Raw genomic sequence first — 11,130 nt, 5'->3', positions numbered from 1 at the left:
GGCAGACCGGTAGGTCGTGCACGGCCGCGGGCCGTGTGCGACATCTTCAATGACCGCGCCGGAATGTCGCACGCCTGCGGCGCACGACCTACGCGGGTTCCCGTAGGTTGGCGCCTCCTGGCAGCCAACATCCCGTCCTGCAGTGCCGGCAACGTCGACTACCGTGAGCGGCCGACCTCGCAACCCCGATGAGCGCGCGTTCTGCCCGCGTCTGCGCAGGCAGGGCAAAGCCAGGATGGCCGCCCCCGGGCAAATCGGGCGCATGCCTGACGCACCGGACGCAAGCGCCGGTCCAAGACCGGCGCTTTCCCCTGCCTTGCGATGAACCGCCTTTATGGTGGCGCGGTGCGGGCCCGTGCCCACCGTCCAGCATCCGTGGCAGACTCCTGCCATGGAGCGCCTCATCGACCATCCCTGGGACCTCACCCCCACCGAGGCCCGCGCCCTGCAGACCCGGCTCGCCCGCGAGGTGCGCCTGACGCCACCGCCCGCGGAGGTGCGCACCATCGCCGGCGTGGACACCGGGTTCGAGGACGGCGGTCGGACGGCCCGTGCCGCCGCGGTGCTGATGGGCTGGCCGGATCTCGAACCTGTCGGCCACCACATCGCCCGCGAGCCCACCCGCATGCCCTACGTACCGGGGCTGCTGTCGTTCCGCGAGCTGCCGGTGGTTCTCGCCGCACTGGAAGGGCTCGACACCACGCCGGAACTCGTGTTCTGCGACGGCCAGGGCATCGCCCACCCGCGGCGGCTGGGCATCGCCGCCCATCTCGGCGTGATCACGGGACTGGCCACCATCGGTGTGGGGAAATCACGGCTCGTGGGCAGCCACGAAGAACCCGGGCGGGAGCGCGGCGCCTGCACCGCACTGATGGACGGCGACGAGCGCATCGGCACGGTGGTGCGCACGCGCACCGGCGTGCGGCCGCTGTACGTCTCACCCGGGCACCGCTGCGACATCGACAGCGCGGTGGACTGGGTGCTCGCCTGTTGCCGGGGCTACCGCCTGCCGGAGCCGACCCGTCAGGCGGACCACCTCGCCTCGCGGCGCGGGGCGTTCAGAGAAGGGTAAGCGCGGCCACCGCGGCGAGGCCGACTACGCCGACACCGGCGACGGTGTAGACGAGCCGCCGCAGCGCCGCCGCCTCCCGGGCCACGCGTTCGCCCACCAGCGTGTCCGCGGCCTGGGCCTGGGCCGCCGCCCGCGCATCCGCCGCCTCCACGGCGGCCTGGTGCGCGGCACTCTCCACGGAATCGGACAGGGCCCGGCGCAGCGGGTCCTGGAGCCCCTCGAGCAGGCGGTCCTGCAGCGCCGGCATGGCCCGCTCGACCACCTCCGGCACCAGCCGCGAGAGCCATTCGTCGCTGCCCAGACGGTCGGCTAGCTGGCGCTCCAGCGACGGCACGGCGTCCTCGACGATGCGCTCCGCGGCCTCCGGCCCGATTGCCTCCACCACCCGCGGGCGAACCTGCTCGACCAGCCGCGCCGACAGCGCCTCCAGGTCCACGGACTCGCGCAGCTCGGCGCGCTCCGCGGCCGCAGCATCCAGGCGCTCGTTAATAGGCGCGAGCGCGGGCTCGACCGCCTCCCGGATGGTCGACTCCAGGTCGTCACCGAGGCGCTCGGCGATCACCGCACGCGCGGCCCGTTCGGCCTCCGCGGCAGCCGCCTCGCGCAGGGCGGCCTCGTCGACAGGGGCGGGCGATGCAGCGGGCGGCGCCGCTTCGGAGCCCATGCCGGTATCGGGCCCGGGCCCGTGCTCGCCTTCGTCGATGGCGATCCCGCCGAAGTCGACGGCACTGTCCTCCGGTTCCGCGGGTGCGGCGGCGGCCTCCCCGAAGTCAGGCACGTCCAGGGTATTGTCCTCCAGGTCAGCCATCGGCCCCGCCGCCTCCACCGTGGCGGCCTCCGCCGGCTCGGCGGCAGGGGCGCCCTCCAGCGCCTCGCGCGCCGCGGCAAGGGCGCGGTCCAGCCCGTCCTCGCCGCTCGGCTTGATCAGGAAGTCCACCACGCCCAGCGCCTCCGCGCGGGCGCGGTCGTCCTCGGAGTCCTGGGAGGTATACATGACCACCGGGACGGCGGCGGCACCGGGGTGCGCCTGTAGCTGGCGCGTCGCCTCGAAGCCGTCCATGTCCGGCATCATGTAGTCCATGAAGATGACGTCCGGCACGCGCTCCCGGACCTGGGCGACCGCCTCGGCGCCGGTGGCGGCCTCGTCGGCGGTGATGTCGCGGCGGCGCAGCAGCTTGGTCAGGGCCACGCGCGCCAGTCGCGAGTCGTCGACGACCAGAGCCGTCCGGATCTGTGCGGTCATTGATGTTCCCCCAGGCCGGTCGCCGGTCACTGCCCACCCTGGGCGGACCGGCGGCTAAGCTATCGAGTGCCCCGTGACAATCATTATTATCAAAGCAGCAAACGAATGGACCAGCCCCGACGGGGCGATAACGGGAAACGGCGCACAAAAACGCCGCCTGACGGCGGCCGTCAGGCGGCGGGGAAGCGGTGACGGGAGTGTGGCAACGGCAGCGCCGCGGCGATCACTCCATGCCGCTGCAGTGATCGTAGTGGTCGTCGAGCCAGCGGCGGCTCTCGTCGCTGCCGCCAAGCGCGGCGCGATAGAACCAGCGCACCGCCGCCTGCTCGTCGAGCTCGACGCCGCGCCCCTCGGCGTACATGACGCCAAGGTTGTGCTGCGCGGCGACGTGGCCCTGCTCTGCAGCGACCTGGAACCAGCCAGCGGCGAGCGCGTCATCGCGCGCCACGCCCTGGCCGGTGGCATAAAGAAAGGCCAGCGCATGCTGAGCCTGCGCCAGCCCGCGCAATGCGGCGCGGCGATAGAGCCGCGCCGCACCGCTGAGGTCCACACCGGTGTCCTCGCCCATTTCCAGCCGGTTACCGACCATGTAATCGTTCCAGGCCTTATCCATCGGTGTGGCCATACCCGAACAACCCCCTCATATTCCGGTCCGAGCACCCCTAGAGAAGCAGAAAGCGTGCCACCAAATCACGAAGCCGCGCAAACCCCGGGCAGCCGGGCCTGACGCGCCAGAGGGCATCACCCCGCGGTCACGGAAGTGACACATTGCGGCGCCCGCGGGAACACCCGGGTGACTCAATGCGACACCCGGCCCCGCCCTGCCCTGCCCCTCATCCGCAAGTCGAGGGGCGCCCTTCGGCAAGCCGGCGCCCCGCCCTCCGCGTCGTCGCGCTGCCCTGAACGGGCGACGGCCATGCCGGCGGGGAGGGACAGACCTGTCGGGATACGGGGCACGGGTAGTGGCCAGGGCTTGCCGCCGCTGGCGCCATCACGGAACATGCCGCAGACCGATCGAGCAGGAGCCCCCATGCCCGTGCACCCCCTCCGATCAGCCTGGCGCGACGCGCTGGCCGTGTACCTACAGCGGCCGGTGATCACCATGCTGTTCCTCGGCTTCTCTGCCGGGCTGCCGTTCATGCTGGTGTTCTCCACGCTGACCGCCTGGCTCACCGAGGCCGGGGTGACGCGCACCGCCATCGGCTTCTTCAGCTGGATCGGGATCACCTACTCCATCAAGATCCTGTGGGCGCCGGTGGTCGACCGCCTGCCCCTGCCGGGGCTGACCACCCGGCTCGGGCGCCGCCGCGGCTGGATGCTCGCCGGACAGATCGGCATCGCCACCGGGCTCGCGCTGATGTCGGGCACCGACCCCACCCAGGCGCTCAGCACGGTGGCGCTGCTGGGGGTGCTGGTGGCCTTCTCCTCCGCCTCCCAGGACATCGCCATCGACGCCTTCCGCATCGAGTCGGCGCCGCCATCGGTGCAGGGGGCGATGGCGGCTACCTACCAGCTAGGCTACCGCGCGGCGATCATCGCCTCCTACTCGGGGGCACTCTACCTCGCCGCGCGTACCGACTGGCACACGACGTACCTGGTCATGGCGGGCCTCACCGGGATCGGCATGCTCACCACGCTGCTCGCCGTCGAGCCAGCGCACCGGGCGCGCACGACCAGCGTCGAGGAGCACGTGGTGGAGACCTTCAGCCAGCGCCACCCCTCGCTGCCGCGATGGTTCGCCCACGCGGTCACGCACGTGGCCGGCGCCGTGCTCGCACCGATCGGCGACTTCGTCCGGCGCTTCGGACCGGCGGCCATCGGCATCCTCGCGCTGGTGGCGACGTTCCGGATCACCGATCTGGCGATGGCGAGCATGGCGAACCCGCTGTATCTCGACCTGAACTTCACCAAGGTGGAGATCAGTGCCATCAGCGGCATCTTCGGCACGACGGTAACGGCCATAGGCACCGTGATCGGCGGAATCGCGGTGCGCCGTTACGGCCTGCTGAAGCCGCTGCTCGCCGGCGCCATCCTCGCCGCCGTGACCAACCTGCTATTCGCGCTGCTCGCCACCACCGGCCACGCCCCGGAGCTCTTCGTCGCCGTCATCGGCGCGGAGAACCTCGCCAGCGGGCTCGCCGGCACCGCCTTCATCGCCTGGATGTCGAGCCTGACCTCGGAGCAGTACACGGCGACGCAGTACGCCCTGTTCAGCTCGCTGATGACGCTGCCCGGGAAGTTCCTGAGCGGCTTCGGCGGGATGGTGGTGGACGCCGACGGCTACGTTACCTTCTTCCTGGTCACCGCCGCCCTGGGGCTGCCGGCGGTGCTGCTCACCCTGTGGCTGATGCGCCGGACACCGGCCACGCGCCCCGACCCACTGACCAACAAGGAGTCATAACCAATGGAAAACGAAACCGCTCCCCTGATCCGGCGGCTGTCGGCACCGCTGGCCGAGGGCCGCTTCTGGCTCAAGATGGTGGCGGTGCTGCTGATCGCCAACGGCGTGCTCACCGCGCTCACCATCGTGGGCCTGATCGTCGCCTGGCTGCCGATCTGGATGGGCATCCTGCTGTTCCAGACCGCCGGCGCGATCGACCAGGCCCATCACCACGGCGACGAGGAGGCGCTGATCCGCTCCCAGCAGCGGCTACGCACGTTCTTCACCATCAGCGGCGTGCTCACGCTGATCGTGCTCGCCTTCTGGCTGCTCGGCATGCTCTTCGGCATCGGCGGCATGATGTTCGGGGCCGGCATGGGCGGCATGAGCGGCCACGGCGGCTGGTAGAGGCTTGAAACCCGCCGGCGGCGCCCCGACGTCGTCGGTGGATACACGGGCGCCCGGACGATAGCGCGCGTCTATCCCGTGCATGGCGAAAATGAATTTTACCGATCGCCGGGCGCTGCCTACGATGGCCAACCATTGGCCGATGTGGACACCCAAACCACCCGAGGAGAAGACACACCGATGAGCGTTCTGGTATCCCGTGAGGCCCCCGATTTCACCGCACCGGCCGTGATGGGCGACGGCACGATCAACGACTCGTTCAAGCTCTCCGATCTGCGCGGCAAGTACACGGTGCTGTTCTTCTGGCCGCTGGACTTCACGTTCGTGTGTCCCTCGGAGATCATCGCCCACGACAATCGCCAGGAGCAGTTCGCCGAGCGCGACGTCCAGCTCGTCGGCGTTTCCATCGACAGCGAGTTCTCCCACTTCGCGTGGCGGAACACCCCGGTGGACAAGGGCGGCATCGGCGAGGTGCGGTTCCCGATCGTCTCGGACAAGACCCACGAGATCTGCCGGGCCTACGGCATCGAGCACCCGGAGGCGGGCGTCGCGCTGCGCGCGTCGTTCCTCATCGACCGGGACGGCGTGGTCCAGCACCAGATCGTGAACAACCTGCCCCTCGGTCGCTCCGTGGACGAGATGCTGCGCCTGGTCGACGCGCTGCAGTTCACCGAGGAGCACGGCGAGGTCTGCCCCGCCGGCTGGCAGAAGGGCCAGTCCGGCATGAAGCCCGACGCCGAGGGCGTGGCCGAGTACCTCAAGGACAACGCCAGCCGCCTGTAAGGCCGCGGGCGTGACCCGCCGCGGCACCCCACGGGGCCGCGGCGGCCCGAACCGAATCCGTTCTACGAGGCGCGTGACTATGAGCGACGCTAAGCACTGCAAGCTTCTGATCCTGGGCTCCGGCCCCGCCGGCTACACTGCCGCGGTCTATGCCGCCCGGGCCAACCTCGACCCGGTGATGGTCACCGGCATGGAGATGGGCGGCCAGCTCACCACCACCACCGACGTGGACAACTGGCCGGGCGACGTGGAAGGGCTCCAGGGCCCGCAGCTCATGGAACGGATGAAGGCGCACGCCGAGCGCTTCGGCACCGAGATCGTCTTCGACCACATCAATGAGGTCGACTTCCGCCAGCGCCCGGTCCGCCTGACCGGCGACAACGGCGAGTACACCGCGGACGCGGTGATCATCGCCACCGGCGCGACGGCCAAGTACCTCGGCCTGGAGAGCGAGTCCGCCTTCATGGGCAAGGGCGTGTCCGCCTGCGCCACCTGCGACGGCTTCTTCTACAAGCAGCAGGATGTCGCCGTGATCGGCGGCGGCAACACCGCGATGGAAGAGGCGCTGTACCTCTCCAACATCGCGCGCAAGGTCACCATCGTGCACCGGCGCGACCGGTTCCGCGGCGAGAAGATCCTGCAGGACCAGGTCGCAAAGAAGGTGGAGGAAGGCCGCATCGAGATCCGCTGGAACGCGACCCTGGACGAGGTCCTGGGCGACCAGACCGGCGTCACCGGGGCGCGGCTGAAGAGCACGACCGACGGCAGCACCGACGAGCTCGACGTCACCGGCGTGTTCATCGCCATCGGCCACAAGCCGAACACCGACATCTTCGAGGGCCAGCTCACCATGGAGAACGGCTACATCCGGGTGAAGAGCGGCCTCGACGGCAACGCCACGGCGACCAGCGTGGCCGGCGTGTTCGCGGCCGGCGACGTCATGGACCACGTCTACCGCCAGGCGGTGACCTCCGCGGGCACCGGCTGCATGGCGGCGCTGGACGCCGAGAAGTACCTGGACGCGCTGGAACTCGAGCGCGGCGACCCGGCGAGCGCGGCCTCCGACGCGGACGCGGCCTCGGAGTCCCTGGCATGACGGTCCACGCCGACGACCTGGCGCTCTATCACCACGAGCTCTGCGGCTTCTGCATGCGCGTGCGCTCGGTGATGGAGCGCCTCGGCCTGACCATGGAGATGCGCGACATCCGCCGCGAGCCCGGGCACCGCCAGGCCCTCATCGAGGACGGCGGCCGGGGGATGGTGCCGTGCCTGCTCATCACCAGCCCGGACGGCACGCAGACCTGGCTCTACGAGTCCTCGGACATCATCGCCTACCTCGTGGAGCGCTTCGGCACGGCCGGCGAGGCCGCCCGCGGCTGAGCCCGGGGCTCAGCCCAGCGTGAGGTCGTAGGCAAGGGTCATGGGCGCGTGGTCGGAGAACCGCGCGCCCTCGTAGACACTCGCCGAGCGCACCGCCCCACGGAGGTCCGGGGTGATCACCTCGTAGTCGATGCGCCAGCCCGTGTTGTTCGCCCAGGCCTGGCCGCGGTAGGACCACCAGGTGTACTGCTCCGTCTCCGGCTCCACCACGCGGAAGGCGTCCACCAGCCCCACCTCGTCGAACAGCCGGTCCAGCCAGGCGCGCTCCTCGGGCAGGAAGCCGGAGTTCTTCTGGTTCGAGCGCCAGTTGCGCAGGTCGAGCTTCGTGTGCGCGATGTTCCAGTCGCCGCAGATGATGTAGCTGCGCGGGCCCTTGCGCAGCTCGGCGAGGTACGCCATGAACGGGTCCATGAAGGCGTACTTGAAGCCCTGGCGGTGGTCGCCGGACGTGCCCGAGGGCATGTAGAACGACACCACCGAGAGGTTGCCGTAGCGCGCCTCGATCCAGCGGCCCTCGCGGTCGATCTCCGGGAAGCCCACGCCGCGGATCACGTCATCCGGCTCCACCCGGCTGTAGAGCGCCACGCCGCTGTAGCCCTTCTTCTCCGCGTCTTCGAAGTAGGCGTGCCAGCCCTCGGGGAAGTACGTGGCATCGCCGGCGAGCTGGTCGTACTGCGCCTTGGTCTCCTGCACGCAGAGCACGTCCGGCGCCTCCTCCGTGAACCAGTCGAAGAAGCCCTTGCGCGCCGCCGCGCGGATGCCGTTGAGATTGGCCGTGGTGATGCGGACCGTCATGAGCGCCCCCGAAGGCTGTACCGGCACCGGATCGTACTAAGGCGGTCACCGGTACGCCACCTTTCACCGCGCGCACCAGCAGCGATGTCGCACACGGCCTCACGGCCGTGCACGACCTACCTCCGGCCGCACGCGCGTAGGTCGTGCGCCAAAGGCGTGCGACGTCCCGACCATTTCACGCAGGCCAACGACCGCGTCCACCGGACGGCGCTCAGCGCAGGTAGGTCGTGCGCCAAAGGCGTGCGACGTCCCGACCATTTCACGCAGGCCAACGACCGCCTCCACCGGACGGCGCTCAGCACGGGTAGGTCGTGCGCCGCAGGCGTGCGACGTCCCGACCATTTCACGCAGGCCAACGACCGCCTCCACCGGACGGCGCTCCGCACGGGTTGGTCGGGCGCCGCTGGGGTGCGACGCCCCTACATTTTCCCGCTGCCCAACGCCCGCCTCCACCGGCGGGCGATATGGGCTCGCCGCCCAGCGCCGGGTAGTGCCGGAAGATGCCCTCCTCCGTGAACGGGATCCGCCGCGACGAGTCCAGGTAGGCCGCGATCGCCGGCCGCGCCGCCACCCGGTCGTGCAGCGCGACCACCCGCGGGTAGTCCGGCTCCAGCGCCACCATCGCCCGGGGGAAGGCATAGCGCAGCCCGGCCACCACCTGGAACACCGAGAGATCCACGTGGCTCAGGGCGTCACCCACCAGGTACGCATCCCCCGCCGGGTTCGCCGCCAGCACCTGCTCGAAATAGCCCAGCCACTTGGGCAGCCGGTCCTGCCGGAACACCGCCGCCCGCCGCGCGGCCTCCGCCGTCTGCTCCTCGTAGTAGAGCGACGGCCCCAGGGGATGGTGGGTGTCGTGGATCTCCACCACCCAGTCCGTCACACAGAGCTGGAGCTGGTTCGCCCACAGCTCCCCCGCCTCGTCCGAGGGCGCCAGCCCATGCCGCCGGCCGAGATACAGCAGGATACTCGCCGTCTGCGAGATCAGCCGCCCGTCCGCCTCCAGCACTGGCGGCGCGAACGGCACCTCCGCCACCCCCGCACGCTCCAGCACCTCGGCGACGGCACCGAAATCCGCCCCGTCACCACGCCGGCCCACGTCCTCGTAGGCCGCCCCGGCCTCCTCCAGCGCCAGGCGCACGAACTCCCCGCGCCCCTGGATCGTCGGCCAGTAATAGAGCTGATAGGTCATGGCAACGCCTCCGCGACAACGCCCGGCACAGACCGGACGGGAATGGTGGATACCCCCGATCTGACGCCGCCACCACCCGGGTTCAACCCACACCGGCAGGCGCCGGTCGCCGGCCCCCACCCGGAATCAGACCAGACAGGCGCTTCCCACCACATTCCAGTGACACATAGTGTGCGGTTCGCCCCTGTCCCCCGACACACCCGAACGGCTATAATCCCGCGCCGAAGGGCCTGTAGCTCAGTGGTTAGAGCAGGGGACTCATAATCCCTTGGTCGCAGGTTCGAGTCCTGCCGGGCCCACCAGATTATTCAGATACTTTGATCATGCCCGCGACCTTCACGGCGGGCGTTTCCCCTTTCAGGTATCGACCAGCTGTCAGCGCCACTGACAGCACCCGACCGTGAGAATCCCGGGCCCGTGACCACCCATCCCAACCGAGCTGACGCCCCCCGACAATCGGGAACCACCTACATGAGGACGGCCCTTAACGGACCGCGTGCACAGGCTGACCTGCCCACGCGCACCTACCGGCGGGACTCGGCGAGCGCGTAGCGCCAAAGCAACCGCGCACGGACGTGCGGTACCGCAGGCCGGTGCGGTTCCGGCTTAGAGGGCGACAGCTGCAGCAAACCTCTTCCGAGCCAACGATTACTCCGACTCCGGCTCCGCCGAGATCCGGTGGATGGCGAGGTCGGCGCCCTCGAACTCGGCCTCGGGATCGAGGCGGATGCCGACGGTGGCCTTGAGAGTGCCGTAGACGATGAAGCCGCCGGCGGCGGCGATGGCCACGCCGAGGACGGTGCCGATGATCTGGGAGACGAGGCTCACGCCGCCCAGCCCACCGAGGAGCTGCTGGCCGAAGATGCCGGCGGCGATGCCGCCCCAGGCGCCGCACAGGCCGTGCAGGGGCCAGACGCCGAGGACGTCGTCGATGCGCCAGCGGTTCTGCGCCTGGGTGAAGGTCCAGATGAACAGGCCGCCGGCGATGATGCCGGTGACCAGCGCGCCCAGCGGGTGCATGAGGTCGGAGCCGGCGCACACGGCCACGAGCCCGGCGAGGGGGCCGTTGTGGATGAAGCCCGGGTCGTAGCGGCCGAAGACGAGCGCGGCGAGCACGCCGCCGACCATGGCCATGAGCGAGTTCACCGCCACCAGTCCGCTGACGGCGTCCAGGGTCTGCGCGGACATGACGTTGAAGCCGAACCAGCCCACGGTCAGCACCCACGCGCCGAGGGCGAGGAAGGGGATGCTGGAGGGCGGATGGGCGTATATCGCGCCGTTCCTGCCGTAGCGCCCACGCCGGTGGCCGAGCAGCAGCACCGCGCCCAGGGCGATCCAGCCGCCGACGGCGTGCACCACCACGGAGCCGGCGAAGTCGTGGAAGGCGAAACCGAAGCCGGAGGCGAGCGCGTCCTGGATGCCGAAGCGCCCGTTCCAGACGATGCCCTCGAAGAACGGATAGACCAGGGCCACGAGCACGAAGGTCGCGGCGAGCTGCGGGTTGAACTTCGCGCGCTCGGCGATGCCGCCGGAGACGATCGCCGGGATGGCCGCGGCGAAGGTGAGCAGGAAGAAGAACTTCACCAGCGCGTAGCCGTCCATCGCGGTCAGCGCCTCGGCCCCCTGGAAGAAGCCGACGCCGTAGGCCACGCTGTAGCCGATGAAAAAGTAGGCCACGGTGGAGACGGCGAAGTCGGCGATGATCTTCACCAGGGCGTTGACCTGGTTCTTGCGGCGCACCGTGCCCACCTCCAGAAAGGCAAAGCCAGCGTGCATGGCAAGCACCATCACGGCGCCGATCAGGACAAAGAACACGTCGTTGGCGGCGGATTGTTCCACGGGGTTTCCTCTCTGAACCAATTTGGCGCCCTAGGGAT

At 69.9% G+C, this 11,130-nt stretch carries 11 protein-coding genes and 1 tRNA gene; 7 read left to right on the top strand and 5 right to left on the bottom strand.

Going from position 1 to position 11,130, the window contains the following annotated elements:
- Nucleotides 1-391: 391 nt before the first annotated feature.
- Complete coding sequence (gene nfi / locus ACEZHJ_RS09280) at nt 392-1,072, top strand: deoxyribonuclease V (RefSeq protein ID WP_163139318.1); 681 nt, start codon at nt 392-394, stop codon at nt 1,070-1,072.
- Here nfi and ACEZHJ_RS09275 read toward each other — a convergent pair.
- On the bottom strand, nt 1,059-2,315 hold the full coding sequence (locus ACEZHJ_RS09275) for a response regulator (RefSeq protein ID WP_018717576.1): 1,257 nt from the start codon (nt 2,313-2,315) through the stop codon (nt 1,059-1,061). The two genes, nfi and ACEZHJ_RS09275, sit on opposite strands and share 14 nt — an antisense overlap.
- A gap of 223 nt (nt 2,316-2,538) precedes the next feature.
- On the bottom strand, nt 2,539-2,940 hold the full coding sequence (locus tag ACEZHJ_RS09270; RefSeq protein WP_156831151.1) for a tetratricopeptide repeat protein: 402 nt from the start codon (nt 2,938-2,940) through the stop codon (nt 2,539-2,541).
- Nucleotides 2,941-3,345: 405 nt separating this feature from the next.
- Here ACEZHJ_RS09270 and ACEZHJ_RS09265 point away from each other — a divergent pair, with 405 nt between their 5' ends.
- The 5 genes from ACEZHJ_RS09265 to ACEZHJ_RS09245 all read left to right on the top strand — a co-directional run bounded on the left by ACEZHJ_RS09265 (nt 3,346) and on the right by ACEZHJ_RS09245 (nt 7,266).
- Complete coding sequence (locus ACEZHJ_RS09265) at nt 3,346-4,716, top strand: AmpG family muropeptide MFS transporter (RefSeq protein WP_018717574.1); 1,371 nt, start codon at nt 3,346-3,348, stop codon at nt 4,714-4,716.
- 3 nt (nt 4,717-4,719) lie between these two features.
- Nucleotides 4,720-5,103, top strand: coding sequence for a DUF5362 family protein (locus ACEZHJ_RS09260; protein ID WP_018717573.1), 384 nt, complete (start codon nt 4,720-4,722; stop codon nt 5,101-5,103).
- A gap of 180 nt (nt 5,104-5,283) precedes the next feature.
- Complete coding sequence (locus ACEZHJ_RS09255; RefSeq protein WP_018717572.1) at nt 5,284-5,886, top strand: peroxiredoxin; 603 nt, start codon at nt 5,284-5,286, stop codon at nt 5,884-5,886.
- Nucleotides 5,887-5,965: 79 nt separating this feature from the next.
- The gene (gene trxB / locus ACEZHJ_RS09250) at nt 5,966-6,982 is read left to right on the top strand and encodes a thioredoxin-disulfide reductase (RefSeq protein ID WP_163139319.1); all 1,017 of its coding nucleotides are present in this window, start codon (nt 5,966-5,968) and stop codon (nt 6,980-6,982) included.
- Nucleotides 6,979-7,266 carry a glutathione S-transferase N-terminal domain-containing protein gene (locus tag ACEZHJ_RS09245; protein ID WP_163139320.1) on the top strand — a complete coding sequence of 96 codons (288 nt, stop codon included), beginning with the start codon at nt 6,979-6,981 and terminating at the stop codon, nt 7,264-7,266. The genes trxB and ACEZHJ_RS09245 overlap by 4 nt, the downstream gene beginning before the upstream one ends.
- Before the next feature lie 9 nt (nt 7,267-7,275).
- On the opposite strand, the gene ACEZHJ_RS09240 is transcribed toward ACEZHJ_RS09245, so the two are convergent.
- Both ACEZHJ_RS09240 and ACEZHJ_RS09235 read right to left on the bottom strand, forming a co-directional pair.
- Nucleotides 7,276-8,061, bottom strand: a complete 786-nt coding sequence (locus tag ACEZHJ_RS09240) for an exodeoxyribonuclease III (RefSeq protein ID WP_163139321.1) — start codon at nt 8,059-8,061, stop codon at nt 7,276-7,278.
- 343 nt (nt 8,062-8,404) lie between these two features.
- A complete protein-coding gene (locus ACEZHJ_RS09235) occupies nt 8,405-9,253 on the bottom strand; it encodes a glutathione S-transferase (RefSeq protein WP_375036459.1) in 849 nt (282 codons plus the stop codon).
- 226 nt (nt 9,254-9,479) lie between these two features.
- Here ACEZHJ_RS09235 and ACEZHJ_RS09230 point away from each other — a divergent pair.
- Nucleotides 9,480-9,555, top strand: a tRNA-Ile gene (locus tag ACEZHJ_RS09230).
- Nucleotides 9,556-9,901: 346 nt separating this feature from the next.
- Here ACEZHJ_RS09230 and ACEZHJ_RS09225 read toward each other — a convergent pair.
- Nucleotides 9,902-11,092 carry an ammonium transporter gene (locus tag ACEZHJ_RS09225; protein WP_163139323.1) on the bottom strand — a complete coding sequence of 397 codons (1,191 nt, stop codon included), beginning with the start codon at nt 11,090-11,092 and terminating at the stop codon, nt 9,902-9,904.
- Nucleotides 11,093-11,130: the final 38 nt, after the last annotated feature.

Origin of the sequence: Arhodomonas sp. KWT2 (assembly GCF_041949875.1) — a bacterium.
Taxonomy (GTDB): Bacteria; Pseudomonadota; Gammaproteobacteria; order Nitrococcales; family Nitrococcaceae; genus Arhodomonas; species Arhodomonas aquaeolei.
Note: the sequence above shows the minus strand (reverse complement) of the source record. Positions and strands in the feature narration are given on the sequence as shown.